This is a genomic window from Salmonella sp. K21076, assembly GCF_039650795.1.
Lineage (GTDB): Bacteria > Pseudomonadota > Gammaproteobacteria > Enterobacterales > Enterobacteriaceae > Salmonella > Salmonella enterica.
In genome coordinates, this window is the sequence record NZ_JBCLYA010000047.1 from 271,451 (window position 1) to 291,914 (window position 20,464).

The following is a 20,464-nucleotide window of genomic DNA, read 5'->3' on the forward strand; positions in this document are numbered from 1 at the left end:
ATTTTGTATTATGCATTTCCCCAGATATTTTTGGATCGTGATCCATTTTGCAATAAATCCTGCTTTTTATACGACATATGTGATCAAATGTTCAAATCAACATCAACTTTCTGGATCCTGCGTTCGCTTAATAATAAAAATGTTAGCGCAATCATTTTGTGTTTATCAGGAGAAAAAAAATGGCTTTAAGCGCGAATTCCGACGCCGTAACGTATGCAAAAGCGGCGAATACCAGAACCGCGGCAGAAACCGGCGATCGTATCGAATGGGTGAAGCTATCACTGGCTTTTCTACCGCTGGCGACGCCAGTGAGTGACGCGAAGGTACTGACCGGTCGCCAGAAACCTTTGACCGAAGTGGCAATCATCATTGCCGAAATCCGCAGTCGCGATGGCTTTGAGGGCGTTGGTTTTAGCTACTCCAAACGTGCTGGCGGCCAGAGTATTTATGCTCACGCCAAAGAGATAGCCGACAATCTACTGGGCGAAGACCCCAATGATATCGACAAAATATACACCAAGCTGCTGTGGGCCGGAGCCTCGGTGGGGCGTAGCGGGATGGCGGTACAGGCTATCTCCCCTATCGATATCGCCTTATGGGATATGAAGGCTAAACGTGCCGGTCTGCCACTGGCAAAACTGTTGGGCGCGCACCGCGACTCCGTTCAGTGTTACAACACCTCAGGGGGGTTCTTGCATACACCGCTCGATCAAGTGCTGAAAAATGTGGTGATTTCCCGCGAAAATGGCATTGGCGGTATTAAGTTGAAAGTCGGACAACCCAACTGCGCTGAGGATATTCGCCGCTTAACCGCAGTACGTGAAGCGCTTGGGGATGAGTTCCCGTTAATGGTTGACGCTAACCAGCAGTGGGATCGCGAAACGGCTATCCGCATGGGGCGTAAAATGGAACAGTTCAATCTTATCTGGATTGAAGAACCATTAGATGCTTACGACATCGAAGGCCACGCCCAGCTTGCTGCCGCGCTGGATACGCCTATCGCCACCGGGGAAATGCTGACCAGTTTCCGGGAACACGAGCAGTTGATTCTGGGCAATGCCAGCGATTTCGTTCAGCCAGATGCGCCGCGTGTCGGCGGTATCTCTCCGTTCCTGAAGATTATGGATCTGGCGGCGAAACACGGGCGTAAGCTGGCGCCGCACTTTGCGATGGAAGTACACCTGCACCTTTCCGCAGCGTATCCCCTGGAGCCGTGGCTGGAACATTTCGAGTGGCTGAACCCATTATTCAACGAGCAACTTGAGCTGCGCGATGGCCGCATGTGGATTTCCGATCGTCATGGTCTGGGTTTCACGCTCAGTGAACAAGCGCGCCGCTGGACACAATTAACATGTGAATTTGGCAAACGCCCTTAACCCGACTGGCGGGAATCCGTCCCGCCTCTCTTACCTTACAGGATGCATTCTGCCCTTATCTGAGGAGTAGATAATGAACACAATAATAAAGTGCACAAAAGTGCGTCATACCATTCTTATATTTTTATTTCTTGCTACCGTATTTAATTATGCGGATCGCGCAACTCTATCCGTAGTTGCCCCAATAATGAGTAAAGAATTAGGTTTTGATCCGGAAGCGATGGGCCTGGCCTTCTCCTCATTTGGTATTGCCTATGTCATTATGCAACTACCCGGCGGTTGGCTATTAGACCGCTACGGTTCACGACTGGTTTACGGTTGCGCATTGATTGGCTGGTCGTTAGTAACCATGTTTCAGGGAACGATCTATCTGTATGGCAGCCCATTAATTGTACTGGTTACTCTACGTCTGCTGATGGGCGCGATTGAAGCGCCTGCCTTTCCGGCGAACAGTCGTTTAAGCGTACAATAGTTTCCCAATAATGAACGAGGTTTCGTTACTTCAGTTTATCAGGCTGCGCAATATATCTCGCTGGGCATTATCACCCCGCTAATGACGATCATTCTGCATAATTTAAGCTGGCATTTTGTCTTCTATTATATTGGCGCCATTGGTGTGATGTTCGGTATATTCTGGTTAATGAAAGTCAAAGATCCGATGCACCACTCAAAAGTTAATCAAGCGGAAATTGACTATATTCGTAGCGGTGGTGGCGAGCCCTCTCTGGGCTGTAAAAAGGAGCCGCAGAAAATAACGTTCGCGCAGATTAAAACCGTCTGTGTTAACCGGATGATGATCGGTGTTTACATCGGGCAATTCTGCGTCACCTCTATCACCTGGTTCTTCCTGACCTGGTTCCCGACCTATCTGTACCAGGCGAAAGGCATGTCGATTCTGAAAGTCGGTTTTGTGGCCAGTATTCCAGCCATTGCCGGTTTTATTGGCGGCCTGCTCGGCGGCGTGTTCTCCGACTGGCTACTCAAACGCGGCTATAGCCTTACCGTCGCGCGGAAACTGCCTGTTATCTGCGGTATGTTGCTCTCTTGCGTAATTGTGATCGCCAACTACACCTCTTCAGAATTTGTGGTCATTGCGGCGATGAGTCTGGCCTTTTTTGCCAAAGGGTTTGGTAACCTGGGCTGGTGCGTACTCAGCGACACCTCGCCGAAGGAAGTTCTGGGTATTGCTGGCGGCGTATTTAACATGTGCGGCAATATGGCAAGCATCGTTACGCCACTGGTCATCGGCGTGATTCTTGCCAATACTCAGTCGTTCGACTTTGCCATTTTATACGTTGGCTCGATGGGACTTATTGGTCTCATTTCATATCTGTTTATCGTCGGCCCGCTGGATCGCATCACGCTGACATCATCCGCAGCCTGATTGTCCACATTGCGAATTCTTCGCTCCGCTGTTCCGGGATTGCACTCCATCGGAACAGCGTTTTTTAGTTGTACCGCGCAATTCAGATGCCGTCGCCATACTCAAACGTATGGTGTAGCCCGTTGAAATGCTGGTCCATATCCATCGACGGCTTATCGCTGCCCGGCTTGCCGACAATACGCGCCGGAACGCCTGCGGCGGTAGTGTGCGGCGGGACAGGCTGTAAAACGACGGAGCCTGCGCCAATTTTCGCGCCGCGCCCCACCTCGATATTGCCGAGAATTTTCGCGCCCGCGCCAATCATCACGCCTTCGCGGATTTTAGGATGGCGATCGCCGCTCGTTTTCCCGGTACCGCCCAGGGTGACGGATTGCAGGATCGACACATCATCCTCAATAACCGCCGTCTCCCCCACCACAATACCGGTGGCATGGTCGAGCATAATCCCGCGGCCAATTTTCGCTGCCGGGTGAATATCCACCTGAAACGAGACCGAAACCTGATTTTGCAGGAAGATAGCCAGCGCGCGGCGACCTTTATTCCACAACCAGTGACCAATGCGGTAGGCCTGTAGCGCATGAAAGCCTTTCAGATATAACAGCGGCGTGGAGTATTTATCCACCGCCGGATCGCGAGTGCGCACGGCCTGAATATCGCAGGCTGCCGACGCGATCATTTCCGGGTCGGCGGCATAGGCTTCTTCAACTACTTCACGGATAGCGATAGCGGGCATGATGGGCGAAGCCAGTTTATTTGCCAGCATATAGCTCAGCGCACTGCCCAGATTTTCATGCTTGAGTAGCGTGGCGTGATAAAAACTGGCCAACATAGGCTCACAGTCAGCTAAAGCGCGGGCTTCAGCTTTAATATTCTTCCAGACGATTTCCAGTTCTTCACACGGCATGGCTTACTCCAGACGGGCAGAAAACGACCAACCCGTTCTGTGCGGGTTGGGTCGTTTATGCAAACAGTTCCTTACGGCTAGTGGCGACTCAGCTCTTCCTTGCGGGCGCGACCTAATAACGTTAATGCTGCCTCGCGCGCGTTTTTTCCGCAATACAATACTTGATAAATTTCCTCGGTTATTGGCATTTCAACACCAAAACGGTGCGCCAATTCACGAACTTCTTTCGTATTGCGATAGCCTTCGACCACCTGGCCAATCTTATCCTGCGCGCCTTTAACGTCCATGCCCTGGCCAAGCATCATGCCAAAACGACGGTTGCGCGACTGGTTGTCGGTACAGGTCAGCACCAGATCGCCTAAACCCGCCATCCCCATAAAGGTGGCGGGATCGGCACCAAGCGCTGCGCCAAGCCGCGACATTTCGGTCAGTCCACGCGTGATTAGCGCCGTGCGGGCGTTCGCGCCGAAGCCGATGCCGTCAGACATCCCCGCGCCAATCGCAATCACGTTTTTCACCGCGCCGCCAAGCTGCACGCCGATAAAATCCGCATTGATATAGACGCGAAAACTTTTTCCGCAGTGCAACAGTTGCTGGAGATCGTCGGCAAAGGTCTCATCGGTTGAGGCTAGCGAGATTGCCGTCGGCAAACCCGCCGCCAGCTCTTTAGCGAACGTCGGACCGGAAATCACCGCCAGCGGGATTTGATCGCCTAACGCCTCGCGAGCGACATCCTGCAACAGGCGCCCCGTTTCCGCTTCCAGGCCTTTGGTCGCCCATACCAGACGCGCATCCGGACGCATCAGCGGTTTAATCTGCCGCAGCACGTCGCTGAAAACATGGCTTGGCACCACCACCAGAATGTTACGACTGGCCGCCAGCGCGGTTGCTAAGTCGCTTTCCAGGTGTAACGTATCGGGAAAAGGCACATCGGGAAGGAACGCGACGTTGCAGCGATCGTGCTCCAAGGTCGCGATATGTTTTGGGTCGTGGCCCCACAGGACAACCTGGTGGCCGTTTCTCGCCAGAGTGATGGCGAGAGCGGTGCCGTACGAGCCGGCACCGATGACTGTCATTGACGCATTACTTTGGTTCATCAGGCATCCTGATGTTCTTCAGTACCTTCGCCAGCCTGCTGCTGCAAATAGTTCATGAACAGCGCATCAAAGTTGACCGGCGCAAGGTTCAGTTGCGGGAACGTACCGCGTGAAACCAGACTGGTGATGCACTCGCGAGCATACGGGAACAGAATGTTCGGGCAGTATGCTCCCAGGCAATGCGCCATCTGAGTGCCTTCAATACCGCTGATGGAGAAAATACCGGCCTGCTGAACTTCGCACAGGAACGCGGTTTCTTCCCCCAGGGAAGCCGTTACGGTAACACGCAGCACAACTTCATAAACGTCATCCGCCAGTTGGGAAGATGCCGTATCAAGATCTAGTTTAACCTCTGGCTGCCAATCTTTCTGGAAAACATGCGGTGCGTTTGGCGCTTCGAAAGAAACATCCTTGGTATAGATACGTTGGATCTGGAAAGCCATTTCAGTGTTATTTTGTTCTGACATGTGTAAAACCCTTTAGTGTTGTCCTTAAATACTTGAGTACGCCTTAACGCAACAGCGGATCCAGTCCACCACGCGCATCCAGCGCATACAAGTCGTCACAACCGCCAATGTGCTGTGCATCAATAAAAATTTGCGGAACCGTCGTTCGGCCACTACGTTTGATCATCTCTTCACGCTTCACGGCGTCGCCGTCAATCGCAATTTCCTGGAAACTCACGCCCTTGCTGTTTAACAGCGCCTTTGCACGATGGCAAAACGGGCAGGTTGCTTTGGTGTAGATTTCAATATTGGCCATGACTTCGCTCCTGTTTTTTACCCGATGGATTTCATGTCGACGCAAGGGCAAGTCATTCCCCTTGCGTCATGAAAACGACGGGTAATCACTTACCGCGCACCAGAGGCAGATTCTCGCCGCTCCAGCCTGCTACGCCTTCTTTCAACACAAAGACCTTTTCAAAGCCGGCTTTTGTCAGCGCGTTAGCGGATTCCTGGCACTGCATACCAGAACCGTCGACCACGATAATTGGCTTGTCTTTGTGCTTTTCCAGTTCGCCAACATTGTTGGCTTTGATTTCGCTCGGCAGCAAATTGGTCGCGCCAGCGATATGGCCTTTACGGAAATCGTCACGTTGACGTAAATCCACAACAACGGCGTCCTCTTTGTTGATAAGGCGCGTGGCTTCGCCGCGTGTAATCACCTTAACTTTTGAAGTCAGACCTTTGAACGTGGTAAATAAAACCGCCACCAGTAACGCAATCCAGGCGATACTCAGTATGGGATGACGGCCAACAAATTGCATAATTTCTTGCATGGGGGGTAACAACTCCCGACGTAGTGATTAAAAAACCAGGAAAGGAGTATACCTGCGCAGTGGCGCAAATACAGCCAGAGCGTGCACTGGAATGCATTTTTGCGGGGCGCTACGAAAAAAAATCACGCTATTACTTGCCTTCTCACGCCAGCGCGATCCCTTTCTTTGATCTTCTGAGGCTATTTTATCGATTCAGCTGTAGTAAAATTACGCAATTATTTTGTCTATTGAGTATGAGGTTGTCGCAATGTCGGTTTCTAAAAAACCTATGGTACTGGTGATTCTGGATGGCTACGGCTACCGTGAAGAACAGCAGGATAACGCTATCTTAAACGCCAAAACCCCGGTGATGGATGCTCTGTGGGCAAAACGTCCGCATACCCTGATCGACGCATCCGGTCTGGAAGTGGGTCTGCCTGACCGCCAGATGGGCAACTCCGAAGTGGGCCACGTTAACCTGGGCGCAGGCCGCATCGTTTATCAGGACCTGACGCGTCTGGACGTTGAAATTAAAGAACGTACTTTCTTTGCTAACCCAGTCCTGACCAATGCGGTAGACCAGGCGAAAAACGCCGGTAAAGCGGTTCATATTATGGGTCTGCTGTCCGCGGGCGGCGTCCACAGCCACGAAGATCACATTATGGCGATGGTGGAGCTGGCCGCAGAGCGCGGCGCAGAAAAAATCTATCTGCACGCCTTCCTCGACGGTCGCGACACGCCGCCGCGCAGCGCTGAAGCCTCGCTGAAAAAATTCGAAGACAAATTCGCCGCGCTGGGCAAAGGTCGCGTGGCGTCTATCGTCGGTCGTTACTACGCTATGGACCGCGACAACCGTTGGGATCGCGTGGAAAAAGCGTATGATCTGATGACCCTGGCCCAGGGCGAATTCCAGGCGGATACCGCTGTGGCTGGCCTGCAGGCCGCTTACGCTCGTGATGAAAACGATGAGTTTGTCAAAGCGACCGTTATCCGCGCCGAGGGCCAGGCTGATGCGGCGATGGAAGACGGCGACACGCTGATTTTCATGAACTTCCGCGCTGACCGCGCGCGCGAAATTACCCGCGCTTTCGTTAATGCTGATTTCGACGGCTTTGCGCGTAAGAAAGTGGTTAATCTGAACTTCGTGATGCTGACCGAATACGCCGCCGATATCAAAACTGCCGTTGCCTACCCACCAGCGTCGCTGGCGAATACCTTTGGCGAATGGATGGCGAAAAACGACAAAACTCAGCTGCGTATTTCCGAAACGGAAAAATATGCGCACGTAACCTTTTTCTTTAACGGCGGCGTAGAAGAACCGTTTGCTGGTGAAGAGCGTATTCTGATCAACTCACCGAAAGTGGCCACTTATGACCTGCAACCGGAAATGAGCTCTGCAGAATTGACTGAAAAATTGGTCGCGGCGATCGAAAGCGGTAAGTACGACACCATCATTTGTAACTATCCAAACGGCGATATGGTCGGTCATACCGGCGTGATGGAAGCCGCCATCAAAGCGGTGGAAGCGTTGGATAACTGCATTGAACAGGTAACAAAAGCGGTTGAGTCCGTTGGTGGACAACTGTTGATTACCGCGGACCACGGCAACGCGGAGCAGATGCGCGATCCGGCGACCGGTCAGGAGCATACCGCCCACACCAACCTGCCGGTGCCGCTGATTTATGTCGGCGAGAAAAACGTGAAGGCGGTCGAAGGCGGCAAACTTTCAGACATTGCGCCTACCATGCTGTCGCTGATGGGGATGGAAATCCCGCAAGAGATGACTGGTAAGCCGCTGTTCATCGTGGAATAATCCCTCCCCATGAGGGGAAAGGCGATTAACACCATTCAACAGGCCGTGAAACCAAGAACGTTTTCAGTCAGGCCTTTGTTCTACGCCAGCGTACTTAGCGCTGGCGTATTGTTGTGCGCCTTTTCCGCCCACGCGGATGACCGTGATCAACTCAAATCTATTCAGGCCGATATCGCCGCGAAAGAACGCGACGTACGCCAGCAGCAGCAACAGCGCGCCAGCCTCTTGGCACAACTGAAAACCCAGGAAGAGGCCATCTCGGCCGCAGCGCGTAAGCTGCGCGAAACGCAAAGCACTCTGGATCAGTTAAACGCGCAAATTGATGAGATGAACGCCTCAATTGCCAAACTGGAGCAGCAAAAAGCCAGCCAGGAGCGTAATCTCGCTGCGCAGTTGGACGCCGCTTTCCGCCAGGGCGAACACACCGGCATTCAGCTTATTCTTAGCGGAGAAGAGAGCCAGCGTGGGCAACGCCTGCAGGCCTACTTCGGCTATCTGAACCAGGCGCGCCAGGAGACTATCGCCGAACTGAAACAGACTCGCGAACAGGTCGCCACGCAAAAAGCCGAGCTGGAAGAGAAGCAAAGCCAACAACAAACGTTGCTGTATGAACAGCGCGCTCAGCAGGCGAAGCTGGAACAGGCGCGTAATGAACGTAAGAAAACGCTTGCCGGACTGGAGTCGTCTATTCAGCAAGGCCAGCAACAGTTAAGCGAACTACGCGCCAACGAATCACGCCTACGCAACAGTATCGCGCGGGCGGAAGCGGCGGCCAAAGCGCGAGCGGAGCGTGAAGCCCGCGAAGCGCAGGCGGTACGCGATAAGCAGCAGGAAGCCTCGCGTAAAGGCAGCACCTATAAGCCGACGGAAAGCGAGCGCTCGCTAATGTCCCGCACCGGCGGTCTGGGCGCGCCTCGCGGTCAGGCATACTGGCCGGTACGTGGCCCGATATTGCATCGTTATGGCGAACGGCTGCAGGGTGAGCTACGTTGGAAGGGGATGGTGATCGGCGCGTCGGAAGGCACCGAGGTCAAAGCCATCGCCGACGGCAGGGTGATTCTGGCGGACTGGCTGCAAGGCTATGGCCTGGTGGTGGTCGTGGAGCATGGTAAAGGTGATATGAGCCTTTACGGCTATAACCAGAGCGCGCTGGTCAGCGTAGGCGCGCAGGTGCGCGCCGGACAACCTATCGCCCTTGTGGGCAGTAGCGGCGGTCAGGGCAGACCTTCGCTTTATTTCGAAATTCGTCGCCAGGGTCAGGCCGTCAATCCACAGCCGTGGTTGGGAAGATAAGTTTTGCCTCAGTTTCGTCGCTCCATTCTCACGCTGGCCACTTTGCTGGCATTTGCACATCCCGTTTTCGCTGGCAAGCTCGCCATCGTGATTGATGATTTTGGCTATCGCCCGCACACGGAAAACCAGGTTCTGGCGCTGCCGCCAAACATCTCCGTCGCTGTACTGCCCAACGCGCCGCACGCGCGCGAAATGGCGACTAAAGCGCACAATAGCGGGCATGAGGTGTTAATCCATCTGCCGATGGCGCCGCTAAGCAAACAGCCGCTGGAGAAGGATACGCTGCGACCAGATATGAGCAGCGATGAGATCGAGCGCATTATCCGCGAGGCGGTAAACAACGTGCCGTATGCCGTTGGGCTTAATAACCACATGGGCAGCGCAATGACTTCCAGCCTGTTCGGTATGCAAAAAGTTATGCAGGCGCTGGAACATTACAATCTCTATTTTCTCGACAGCATGACGATTGGCAATAGCCAGGCGATGCGCGCGGCATCCGGTACGGGTGTGAAAGTGATCAAGCGCAAAGTGTTCCTCGACGATACGCAAAACGAGGCGGATATCCGTCGTCAGTTTAATCGCACTATCGAACTGGCCCGTCGCAACGGTTCCGCTATCGCGATTGGTCATCCGCATCCCGCAACGGTTCGCGTGCTGCAACAGATGGTTTATCGCCTGCCGGCAGATATCACCCTGGTACGTCCAGGCAGCCTGCTCAACGAACCGCAGGTAGATACGTCTCGACCTGATTTGACGCCGCAGAAAATTGACGCGCCGCGCAATCCCTTTCGCGGCGTGAAGATGTGCAAGCCGAAAAAACCGCTGCAACCAGTCTACGCTACGCGCTTTTTCAGCGTCATCGGCGAGAGCATTACGCAAAGTTCCGTGATTGTCTGGTTTCAGCACCAGTGGCAAGGCTGGGGGAAAATCGCCGCGCCTAAAAACATGAGCGCTAAGACAGATTGAGCGCCTTACGGGCCATACGACGGTGCGACAAGGTTTTGTCGCGCCATTGCCACAGCCGGAAGGACCAGAGCAGCGTCTGATAAGCCGCTTTCGCGCTGCGGACGTTAGCCATCATCCGTCTATACATGCCAGAAGTAAAAATTTCGGCAATCATACGCTGGCGGGTCAAAATATCAGGTTCTTTACGCACCGCATGACAAACGCGTAACGCTTCCCAGGTAATTTGCTGGCGAAACTCCGGGTAAATCGGAATACGCCGGGCATAATCACGATTGAGCTTTTCTAATAACCGCGTAATTTTAATATAATGCCGCTGATAATTAAGATTTTTATTGCCTTGTCTTTGCAAACGGCTTACCGAATTATCATGCAGGAAATATTTATATAATGATTGTTCGGTATAACGTACGCGCGTGGCATTAAACATAACTTCCGTCGACCATAATATGTCCTGATGATGTAGTCCGGGAACGAAAGTAATATTGTTATCGGTAATTAACGCACGTCGATAAACGCCCATCCAGACAACATGCGTCCAGCGTCGCGAGGCCAATGCCATACGCAACCAATCCGGTCCGCTTAATACCCCGGTGGAACGCAGACGATCGGTCGGAATAGATTGCCAGGCGTGCCCGGTTTTTCGGACGCACCAGTCCGCATTACACTGCGCAACGTCCAGATCATCGTTAAGCGCCATAGTCATCAGCGTTTCATACATCTTCGGGTAGACCAGGTCATCCGCATCGACAAAGGCGACATAATCTCCGGTCGCCGCTTGCAAACCAAGATTACGGGCGACAGATGCGCCAGCATTGGCCTGATGAAGCAGTCGAACGTGCGGGTAATGTTCCGCGTAATGTTTTGCTATCTCAATGGAATGATCTGTCGATCCATCATTCACAATAATAATTTCCAGCGCCGACCACGTTTGCGCGATTAACGACGCCATGCAAGCATTAAAATCCGCTCCCGCATTATATAACGGGATAATGATACTCACTTTGGTTTTACTATTTTTCATAACGATTACCAGAAAAACCTTAATTTACCCTGCCTTTATACTGTGGCTCTATTAAGAAACTATTAAGCCGCCATAATTAATTTTTACAGTAAAAAGCAAGCACAAAACTCAGAGTAGGGCGTGACGTTAGCGAGTAAAATAAGATTAAAGCGCAATTACGAATGCTTGATGTCTATGACAATTCTTTACAGCTTTCCAGATTTTCCCTAACAAAAAAGGTTGGCGAATGACACCAACCTTTTACGATGAAACGTATATCAGACCCGATAAATATCATTGGGTCTCTATACCCTTCATACTTCAAGTTGCTTATGTGTTGGCTACGGATTACTCGGCCCATCTATGGGCCTCGCCCTGACGGGCCGTCGCACGCGACGTTCAAATCTGCTCCCGGCAGATTTGTCGTTCACCCCAGTCACATAGTTATCTATGCTCCTGGGGACTCACTCCCTTGCCGCCTTTAAGCAACTCGAATTATTTTGGGTATATACATATTAATCCCAGCTCAGAATGACTTTTCCTGACTGGCCTGAACACATGGCGTCAAAACCTTTCTGAAAATCATCAACAGAGAAACGATGGGTGATAATCGGTGACAGATCCAGACCGGACTGGATCAGCGCCGCCATTTTGTACCACGTTTCGAACATCTCACGACCATAAATACCTTTAATGAACAAGCCTTTAAAGATGACTTTTGTCCAGTCGATAGACATATCTGATGGCGGAATCCCCAGCATCGCAATACGACCGCCGTGATTCATGGTGTCCAGCATGGTACGAAACGCCGGCGGCGCGCCGGACATCTCCAGACCCACATCAAACCCTTCGGTCATTCCCAGCTCCGCCATGACGTCGTTCAGGCTCTCTTTCGCGACGTTGACCGCGCGGGTGACGCCCATTTTGCGCGCCAGCTCCAGACGGTATTCATTGACGTCAGTAATCACCACATGACGCGCGCCGACATGTTTCGCCACCGCGGCGGCCATTACGCCGATTGGCCCCGCCCCCGATACCAGTACATCTTCGCCGACCAGATCGAAAGACAGCGCCGTATGCACCGCATTACCAAACGGGTCGAAAATAGAGGCTAAATCATCAGAAATGTTATCCGGGATTTTAAACGCATTGAATGCCGGGATGACCAGGTATTCCGCGAAGCAGCCGGGACGGTTGACGCCCACGCCGGTGGTGTTGCGACACAGGTGAGTACGACCGCCACGGCAGTTGCGGCAATGACCGCAAGTGATGTGACCTTCGCCGGAGACGCGATCGCCGATTTTAAAGCCTTTCACTTCCTGACCGATGCCGACCACTTCGCCGACATATTCATGCCCCACGACCATCGGAACCGGGATGGTTTTTTGCGACCATTCATCCCAGTTATAGATGTGAACGTCAGTGCCGCAGATGGCTGTTTTACGGATTTTAATCAGCAAATCGTTATGGCCGACTTCCGGTTCCGGAACGTCGGTCATCCAGATGCCCTCTTCCGCTTTCAGTTTGGATAACGCTTTCATCTTACATCCTCAGGCAATCACGCCCAGTTGTTTACCAATACGCGTGAACGCGTCTACCGCACGCGTAATTTGCTCAGGCGTATGCGCCGCAGACATCTGGGTACGAATACGCGCCTGACCTTTTGGTACGACCGGATAGAAGAAACCGGTAACGTAAATGCCCTCTTTTTGCAGTTCGCGGGCAAATTTCTGCGCGACAACCGCATCTCCCAGCATTACCGGGATGATGGCGTGATCCGCGCCTGCCAGCGTAAATCCCGCGGCAGACATCTGCTCACGGAACTGCCGGGCGTTCGCCCACAAGCGATCGCGCAGTTCTGCGCCCGCTTCCACCATCTCCAACACTTTAATAGAAGCCGCCACGATTGCCGGCGCCAGGGAGTTGGAGAACAGATATGGGCGGGAACGCTGACGCAACCACTCAACGACCTCTTTACGCGCCGCGGTATAGCCGCCGGATGCGCCGCCTAACGCTTTGCCCAGCGTACCGGTAATAATATCTACGCGGCCCATTACGTCGCAGTATTCATGGGAACCGCGACCGTTTTCGCCGACAAAGCCTACCGCGTGAGAATCATCAACCATCACCAGCGCATCGTATTTATCGGCCAGATCACAGACGCCTTTCAGATTGGCGATGACGCCATCCATTGAGAACACCCCGTCGGTGGCGATCAGGACATGACGCGCGCCGGCTTCACGCGCCTCTTTCAGCCGAGCTTCCAGCTCTACCATATCGTTGTTGGCATAGCGATAGCGCTTCGCTTTACACAAACGCACGCCGTCAATGATAGACGCGTGGTTCAGCGCGTCGGAAATAATAGCGTCTTCCGCGCCCAGCAACGTCTCAAACAAGCCGCCGTTAGCGTCGAAACAGGAGGAATACAGAATCGCATCTTCCATGCCGAGGAAGCTTGCCAGCTTTTGCTCCAGCGCTTTGTGGCTGTCCTGGGTGCCGCAGATAAAACGCACGGACGCCATACCGAAACCGTGGCTGTCCATGCCCGCTTTTGCGGCATTAATCAGCTCAGGGTGATTCGCCAGCCCGAGATAGTTATTGGCGCAAAAGTTAATAACGTGGCTTCCATCCGCCACGGTGATATCCGCCTGCTGCGCAGACGTAATAATGCGCTCTTCTTTAAACAATCCTTCCGCCCGGGCGGTTTCCAGATCGTTGGTTAACTGTTTGTAAAAATCCCCACGCATTGCGATTCTCCAGACTGGGCAAATTTCAGCACATATTACCCAAAGCTATACGGTGATACGAGATGACGCGTCATCACTTCTTTAAAATGCAGCATAAATCACGCGTATCCTCACGAGTTATCAGTGAATGGATGAATAGTGATATGATAAAAGCATTCATGTCTGAGACAGTCTCTGACACCATAATTCAAAGGTTACAGTTATGATCATCGTTACCGGCGGCGCGGGCTTTATCGGCAGCAATATCGTTAAGGCCCTGAATGATAAAGGTATCACCGATATTCTGGTGGTGGATAACCTGAAAGACGGCACCAAGTTTGTAAACCTGGTGGATCTGAACATTGCTGACTATATGGATAAGGAAGATTTCCTGATCCAGATTATGTCCGGAGAAGAGCTCGGCGATATCGAAGCTATTTTCCATGAAGGCGCCTGCTCTTCCACCACCGAGTGGGACGGCAAGTATATGATGGATAATAACTATCAATACTCCAAAGAGCTGCTGCACTATTGTCTTGAGCGCGAAATCCCGTTCCTCTACGCCTCTTCTGCCGCCACCTATGGCGGTCGCACGTCTGATTTCATCGAATCGCGTGAATACGAAAAACCGCTTAACGTTTACGGCTATTCTAAATTCCTGTTTGATGAATACGTGCGCCAGATCCTGCCAGAAGCGAACTCGCAGATTGTCGGTTTCCGCTATTTCAACGTCTATGGACCACGTGAAGGCCATAAAGGCAGCATGGCAAGCGTGGCATTTCATCTGAATACACAGTTAAACAACGGCGAAAGTCCGAAACTGTTTGAAGGCAGCGAAAACTTCAAGCGCGACTTCGTTTACGTGGGCGATGTGGCCGCCGTTAACCTGTGGTTCCTGGAAAGCGGCAAGTCCGGCATCTTTAACCTGGGCACAGGCCGCGCGGAATCTTTCCAGGCCGTCGCCGACGCGACGCTGGCATACCATAAAAAAGGCAGCATTGAATACATTCCGTTCCCGGATAAGCTGAAAGGTCGCTATCAGGCGTTTACGCAGGCGGATTTAACCAATCTGCGCAACGCGGGCTACGACAAACCCTTTAAGACCGTCGCCGAAGGCGTCACGGAGTATATGGCCTGGCTGAACCGCGACGCGTAAGTATGAAAATTTTGGTCATTGGCCCGTCCTGGGTGGGCGACATGATGATGTCGCAAAGTCTCTATCGCACGCTTAAAGCGCGCTATCCCCAGGCGATAATCGACGTGATGGCGCCAGCCTGGTGCCGTCCGTTGTTATCGCGTATGCCGGAAGTTAACGAGGCGATACCCATGCCGCTGGGCCACGGCGCGCTGGAAATCGGCGAGCGCCGCAGATTGGGCCATAGCCTGCGAGAGAGGCGCTACGATCGCGCCTGGGTGCTGCCAAATTCGTTTAAATCGGCGCTGATTCCTTTCTTTGCCAATATCCCGCACCGTACCGGCTGGCGTGGCGAAATGCGCTATGGCCTGCTGAACGATGCGCGCGTCCTTGATAAAGACGCCTGGCCGCTGATGGTGGAGCGCTACGTGGCGCTGGCCTATGACAAGGGCGTGATGCGCACGGCGAAAGATCTGCCGCAGCCGCTGCTCTGGCCACAGCTCCAGGTTAGCGAGGGTGAAAAATCGCTGATGTACAGCGATTTTTCGCTATCTTCTGAACGTCCTCTAATCGGCTTTTGCCCCGGAGCAGAATTTGGCCCGGCAAAACGTTGGCCGCACTATCACTACGCCGAACTGGCAAAGCAGCTCATTAACGAAGGGTATCAGGTCGTGCTGTTTGGCTCGGCAAAAGACCATGAAGCCGGAAATGAGATCCTGGCGGCGCTGAATAGCGAGCAACAGGCATGGTGTCGCAACCTGGCAGGGGAAACCCAGCTGGAACAGGCCGTCATTCTGATAGCCGCCTGTAAAGCCATCGTCACTAACGATTCCGGGCTGATGCACGTCGCGGCGGCGCTCGACCGCCCGCTGGTCGCGTTGTATGGCCCAAGTAGCCCGGATTTCACGCCGCCGCTGTCTCATAAGGCCCGGGTGATTCGTCTCATTACGGGTTACCACAAAGTGCGTAAAGGCGATACGGCGCAAGGCTATCACCAGAGCCTGATCGATATCACGCCGCAGCGGGTTCTGGAAGAGCTTCATTCGCTGTTGTCGGAAGAGGGCGTTTAATGCGAGTTTTGATCGTTAAAACATCATCGATGGGCGACGTATTACATACCCTGCCTGCGCTTACCGACGCGCAACAGGCGATTCCGGGGATTCAATTTGATTGGGTTGTCGAAGAAGGGTTTGCACAAATTCCGTCCTGGCACAGTGCTGTCGATCGCGTGATTCCCGTCGCTATTCGCCGTTGGCGCAAGGCCTGGTTTTCCGCGCCCATTAAAGCGGAACGCATAGCCTTTCATCGGGCGGTATGCGCATACCAATACGACGCTGTGATTGATGCGCAGGGGCTGGTAAAAAGCGCGGCGCTGGTGACGCGTCTGGCGCATGGGATAAAGCACGGTATGGACTGGAGTACCGCCCGCGAACCGCTGGCCAGCCTGTTTTATAACCGTAAACACCATATCGCAAAGCAACAACATGCGGTTGAACGGACGCGCGAGCTGTTCGCCAAAAGCCTGGGATACGATAAACCGCAGTCGCAGGGCGATTATGCCATCGCAAAACATTTTCTGCATTGCCAGCAGGCGGTTAGCGATCCGTATGCGGTGTTTTTACATGCCACGACCCGCGATGATAAACACTGGCCGGAAGCAAACTGGCGCGAGCTTATCGGCCTGGTGGGCAACACCGGATTACGGATAAAACTTCCCTGGGGCGCGCCTCATGAGGAGGCTCGTGCTAAACGACTGGCCGAAGGCTTTGACTATGTGGATGTGTTACCGCGCATGAGCCTGGAGGAGGTCGCTAGAGTGCTGGCTGGCGCAAAATTTGTCGTATCGGTTGATACCGGCCTGAGCCATCTCACCGCCGCGCTCGACAGACCGAATATTACGCTATATGGCCCAACGGACCCTGGGTTAATTGGAGGTTATGGGAAGAACCAAATGGCATGCTGCTCACCAGAACAAAACCTGGCGAATTTAGATGCCACAAGCGTATTTGGAAAGATTCATTAAAGAGACTCTGTCTCATCCCAAACCTATTGTGGAGAAAAGATGCTAACCACATCATTAACGTTAAATAAAGAGAAATGGAAGCCGATCTGGAATAAAGCGCTGGTTTTTCTTTTTGTTGCCACGTATTTTCTGGATGGTATTACGCGTTATAAACATTTGATAATCATACTTATGGTTATCACCGCGATTTATCAGGTCTCACGCTCACCGAAAAGTTTCCCCCCTCTTTTCAAAAATAGCGTATTTTATAGCGCAGCAGTATTATCATTAATCCTTGTTTATTCCATACTCATATCGCCAGATATGAAAGAAAGTTTCAAAGAATTTGAAAATACGGTACTGGAGGGTTTCTTATTATATACTTTATTAATTCCCGTACTATTAAAAGATGAAACAAAAGAAACGATTGCGAAAATAGTACTTTTCTCCTTTTTAACAAGTTTAGGACTTCGCTGCCTTGCAGAGAGTATTCTGTATATCGAGGACTATAATAAAGGGATTATGCCATTCATAAGCTATGCGCATCGACATATGTCCGATTCCATGGTTTTCTTATTTCCAGCATTATTGAATATTTGGTTGTTTAGAAAAAATTCAATTAAGTTGGTTTTTTTGGTGCTTAGCGCTATCTACCTTTTCTTTATCCTGGGAACCCTATCGCGAGGGGGATGGTTGGCAGTGCTCATAGTAGGTGTTCTATGGGCAATACTGAATCGCCAATGGAAGTTAATAGGAGTTGGTGCCATTTTATTAGCCATTATCGGCGCTTTGGTTATCACTCAACATACTAACAAACCAGACCCAGAACATTTACTTTATAAATTACAGCAGACAGATAGCTCATATCGTTATACTAACGGAACCCAGGGCACCGCGTGGATACTGATTCAGGAAAACCCGATCAAGGGCTACGGCTATGGTAATGATGTGTATGATAGTGTTTATAATAAACGCGTTGTCGATTATCCAACGTGGACCTTTAAAGAATCTATCGGTCCGCATAATACCATTCTGTACATCTGGTTTAGTGCAGGCATATTGGGTCTGGCGAGCCTGGCCTATTTATATGGCGCTATCATCAGGGAAACAGCCAGCTCTACCTTCAGGAAAGTAGAGATAAGCCCCTACAATGCTCATCTCTTGCTATTTTTATCTTTCGTCGGTTTTTATATCGTTCGTGGCAATTTTGAACAGGTCGATATTGCTCAAATTGGTATCATTACCGGTTTTCTGCTGGCGCTAAGAAATAGATAAAAAAGCGCGCTGATACTTATTACGGTATCAGCGCGTTTTCCATCATCAGGACTCAATCACTTATCAAACCAGCTTTTCATTTGTTCCTCGAAACGCTGCGCTACATTTTCCCAACTGTATTTTGAAAACACCAGGGATTTTGCTTTTTCGGCAATCTGGTGGCGTTCCTTATCAGCAAGCGCACGGTTAATATCATTAATTATACTGTCGCTCGACATAGGTTCTGCGAGGTGATAGCCCGTTATGCCATCTAACACAAATTCGCTAATCCCCCCTTTTTTGCTGGCAAGAACCGCTTTTCCTGCTGCCATCGCTTCTACAGCCACCATGCAAAATGCTTCTTCAACCTGAGATGGCACGATAACCAGATCGGCTATATGATAGAAGTTATGCATCTGGTCAGGTGATTGCCCTCCAGCCATAATGCAATCAGTTCCAATCTCTTTTGCGGCGTCCAGTACTTTCTTTTGATACTCTGCTTTTTCACCCTTGCGGCTTGCATAAGGGTCGCCAACAACGACAAGTTTAATATTACTTCTTAAGGTACGTAATTGTTTGAACGCCTGCAAAAGCAACAGGATGCCTTTATCAGGCGAAATTCTCCCGGCATATAAGAGAACGGTGGCATCTTCCGCAATATTTAATTGCTGACGAAGATTATCTTGTGGGTTTCTTTTATAAGTCTCAGCACAAAAACCATTAGGCACAATACTAACAGCAGCGGCGGGCAATCTTTCTTCATAAAACGCTTTAAGAAACTGACTGGGCACGATAATTTTTGCATCCGTATCAGGAAGTTCTGGTTCAAATGCGTTATGCATGTGCATAACCAGTTTTGCATTCGGATTGCGCTCTCTGATCTGCCGATACAGTTTCATACTATTATGAATAACAATGACGCTATCTTCCTGGGTAGTCACTTTATCTCTAATATTAAGGATGCGCTGGGAATAGGGTAGTGGGTCGAGACGAGCCCATTTCTGAAAAAGACGCTTATAAACTTTACTAAACCCAATGTAATGAATATCACAGTTATCGTTTATTTTATTATATTCAGGATAGCCGGCATTCTTTATACAAGCAATAGCATTCGGTATTGATAATCGTTTTGCAACCTGGTAAATCCAGGTTTCTACCGCAGCCGCGCCACGAGGAGGAATTGAAAATATAGGAGTAACAGTAAATATGATTTTTTTAATCATAATAGCTATAATCCAGAATAGTTAACTTTATAGAAAAGATATATTATAGAAAAAGAAATGCGTGCCGAAGCAACGCAAAATAATGATTTATCTAGTGTCTAGACAATTTTATCGTAATATATTTCATCTTCAAGTTCCGAGGCTGTAATATATGGAATAATATCGTAATGAATTGCAGTATCATCTGATAAATTAAAGATATTTAAATCACTCACATTTTTTCTCATAAAAGTAAAAAATGGCAGTATTTTAAACAGGTCTTTACTAAGCTCAGATGGCATAGGGCTGGTAGATTCGTCATAGAAACGTGGGCAACTCCCTGTTAAGTCAAGCCCAGAACATATAATACGGCCATACTTGAGGGAATAGGCAACCTGAATAGCGGTATAAGCAATAGTATGGTAAGAGCAATACCCGATGCTGATATCCTTACAAAATCCAGCCAGTCGTCCTCTTTTCGAAAGAGGAACTGAAATAAGTAATGCTTTATGAACCCGCTTGAGGATATTAAATTTAATTTTCTTTAAAAAGCCCCCTTTTTCTCGGCGATAAAAGGAGCGAATAATTAAACAGTTTTCTTCAATATATTTTTGATCATCCACTGAAGCCTGTTCGTACACATCAAGATTGACGATAGTAAACTGACTGTTACGGCTAAAGTTATAAAAATCTTCGCGCCGGCGATGGAGGAAGCGAACATCCGTCAGAAGGTACAAAAATGGCTTGACGTTATTGTTTAGCAAATATTGAACAGAACCATTGACTGCAATGACATCTTTCATTCGTAACAAGGACAGCGGCGTCTTTCTGGACGTAGGGCCAGAAAGAAAAATAATACAATCTTCAGCCGTTCTTTTCGCAATAAGTTGCAGAACATCGGCGTGAGTTATGAAGTTAACGCTGCCCATAAAAAACTCGTATGTTTATCATGCAACCTATAAATAAATGTTATATTCAATAGCTAATATTACATCTCAAATTCTCTCAAGTATGTCATAACGCTGCAGCAAATAAAAGTCAGTCAGCCCCTTAA

General features: G+C 50.6%; 18 protein-coding genes and 1 pseudogene. 9 read left to right on the forward strand and 10 right to left on the reverse strand.

Translation table 11 applies throughout. The features are described 5' to 3' along the window. Positions 1-179 precede the first annotated feature (179 nt). Positions 180-1,376: an L-talarate/galactarate dehydratase gene (locus AAYN39_RS16145; protein WP_001218254.1), complete on the forward strand. Its 1,197-nt coding sequence runs from the start codon at positions 180-182 to the stop codon at positions 1,374-1,376. A gap of 73 nt (positions 1,377-1,449) precedes the next feature. Beyond that, a pseudogene (locus tag AAYN39_RS16150) lies at positions 1,450-2,760 on the forward strand (MFS transporter). A gap of 82 nt (positions 2,761-2,842) precedes the next feature. On the opposite strand, the gene cysE reads toward AAYN39_RS16150, so the two are convergent. The 5 genes from cysE to AAYN39_RS16175 form a co-directional block, all read right to left on the reverse strand. After that, positions 2,843-3,664 (reverse strand): serine O-acetyltransferase, encoded by an 822-nt coding sequence (cysE, locus tag AAYN39_RS16155; RefSeq protein ID WP_001112114.1) that lies wholly within the window; start codon positions 3,662-3,664, stop codon positions 2,843-2,845. A gap of 77 nt (positions 3,665-3,741) precedes the next feature. Continuing rightward, the gene (gene gpsA / locus AAYN39_RS16160) at positions 3,742-4,761 is read right to left on the reverse strand and encodes an NAD(P)H-dependent glycerol-3-phosphate dehydrogenase (protein ID WP_001076596.1); all 1,020 of its coding nucleotides are present in this window, start codon (positions 4,759-4,761) and stop codon (positions 3,742-3,744) included. Continuing rightward, the gene (gene secB, locus AAYN39_RS16165) at positions 4,761-5,228 is read right to left on the reverse strand and encodes a protein-export chaperone SecB (protein ID WP_000003370.1); all 468 of its coding nucleotides are present in this window, start codon (positions 5,226-5,228) and stop codon (positions 4,761-4,763) included. The genes gpsA and secB overlap by 1 nt, the downstream gene beginning before the upstream one ends. 43 nt (positions 5,229-5,271) lie before the next feature. Then, the gene (gene grxC / locus AAYN39_RS16170; protein WP_001273795.1) at positions 5,272-5,523 is read right to left on the reverse strand and encodes a glutaredoxin 3; all 252 of its coding nucleotides are present in this window, start codon (positions 5,521-5,523) and stop codon (positions 5,272-5,274) included. Between the two features lie 85 nt (positions 5,524-5,608). Beyond that, the gene (locus AAYN39_RS16175) at positions 5,609-6,040 is read right to left on the reverse strand and encodes a rhodanese-like domain-containing protein (protein WP_001156179.1); all 432 of its coding nucleotides are present in this window, start codon (positions 6,038-6,040) and stop codon (positions 5,609-5,611) included. Between the two features lie 247 nt (positions 6,041-6,287). Between AAYN39_RS16175 and gpmM the strand changes: the two genes are divergently transcribed. The 3 genes from gpmM to AAYN39_RS16190 are packed head-to-tail and all read left to right on the forward strand — an operon-like array spanning position 6,288 to position 10,091. After that, positions 6,288-7,832, forward strand: a complete 1,545-nt coding sequence (gpmM, locus tag AAYN39_RS16180) for a 2,3-bisphosphoglycerate-independent phosphoglycerate mutase (protein WP_000116577.1) — start codon at positions 6,288-6,290, stop codon at positions 7,830-7,832. A gap of 33 nt (positions 7,833-7,865) precedes the next feature. Next, entirely contained in the window at positions 7,866-9,125 is a 1,260-nt protein-coding gene (gene envC / locus AAYN39_RS16185; RefSeq protein ID WP_230374039.1) for a murein hydrolase activator EnvC, read from the forward strand. A 3-nt stretch (positions 9,126-9,128) separates the two neighbouring features. Beyond that, complete coding sequence (locus AAYN39_RS16190) at positions 9,129-10,091, forward strand: divergent polysaccharide deacetylase family protein (protein ID WP_001135520.1); 963 nt, start codon at positions 9,129-9,131, stop codon at positions 10,089-10,091. On the opposite strand, the gene AAYN39_RS16195 is transcribed toward AAYN39_RS16190, so the two are convergent. From AAYN39_RS16195 to kbl, 3 genes are all read right to left on the reverse strand, one after another. Next, positions 10,078-11,112, reverse strand: a complete 1,035-nt coding sequence (locus AAYN39_RS16195) for a glycosyltransferase (RefSeq protein ID WP_000798185.1) — start codon at positions 11,110-11,112, stop codon at positions 10,078-10,080. The genes AAYN39_RS16190 and AAYN39_RS16195 overlap by 14 nt on opposite strands. Positions 11,113-11,606: 494 nt before the next feature. Continuing rightward, positions 11,607-12,632 (reverse strand): L-threonine 3-dehydrogenase, encoded by a 1,026-nt coding sequence (gene tdh, locus AAYN39_RS16200; protein WP_000645995.1) that lies wholly within the window; start codon positions 12,630-12,632, stop codon positions 11,607-11,609. Between the two features lie 9 nt (positions 12,633-12,641). Further along, complete coding sequence (gene kbl / locus AAYN39_RS16205; protein WP_001213794.1) at positions 12,642-13,838, reverse strand: glycine C-acetyltransferase; 1,197 nt, start codon at positions 13,836-13,838, stop codon at positions 12,642-12,644. 202 nt (positions 13,839-14,040) lie between these two features. Between kbl and rfaD the strand changes: the two genes are divergently transcribed. The 4 genes from rfaD to rfaL are packed head-to-tail and all read left to right on the forward strand — an operon-like array spanning position 14,041 to position 18,229. Further along, positions 14,041-14,973, forward strand: a complete 933-nt coding sequence (rfaD, locus tag AAYN39_RS16210) for an ADP-glyceromanno-heptose 6-epimerase (RefSeq protein WP_000587771.1) — start codon at positions 14,041-14,043, stop codon at positions 14,971-14,973. Between the two features lie 2 nt (positions 14,974-14,975). Then, positions 14,976-16,022, forward strand: coding sequence for an ADP-heptose--LPS heptosyltransferase RfaF (rfaF, locus tag AAYN39_RS16215; protein ID WP_000699210.1), 1,047 nt, complete (start codon positions 14,976-14,978; stop codon positions 16,020-16,022). Further along, a complete protein-coding gene (gene rfaC / locus AAYN39_RS16220) occupies positions 16,022-16,975 on the forward strand; it encodes a lipopolysaccharide heptosyltransferase RfaC (protein ID WP_001264610.1) in 954 nt (317 codons plus the stop codon). The genes rfaF and rfaC overlap by 1 nt, the downstream gene beginning before the upstream one ends. 39 nt (positions 16,976-17,014) lie before the next feature. Beyond that, positions 17,015-18,229, forward strand: coding sequence for an O-antigen ligase RfaL (rfaL, locus tag AAYN39_RS16225; RefSeq protein WP_000958453.1), 1,215 nt, complete (start codon positions 17,015-17,017; stop codon positions 18,227-18,229). A gap of 56 nt (positions 18,230-18,285) precedes the next feature. On the opposite strand, the gene AAYN39_RS16230 is transcribed toward rfaL, so the two are convergent. Further along, positions 18,286-19,431, reverse strand: a complete 1,146-nt coding sequence (locus AAYN39_RS16230) for a lipopolysaccharide N-acetylglucosaminyltransferase (protein WP_000591814.1) — start codon at positions 19,429-19,431, stop codon at positions 18,286-18,288. 98 nt (positions 19,432-19,529) lie between these two features. Continuing rightward, positions 19,530-20,339: a 3-deoxy-D-manno-oct-2-ulosonate III transferase WaaZ gene (waaZ, locus tag AAYN39_RS16235; protein ID WP_000536021.1), complete on the reverse strand. Its 810-nt coding sequence runs from the start codon at positions 20,337-20,339 to the stop codon at positions 19,530-19,532. Between the last annotated feature and the right edge of the window lie 125 nt (positions 20,340-20,464).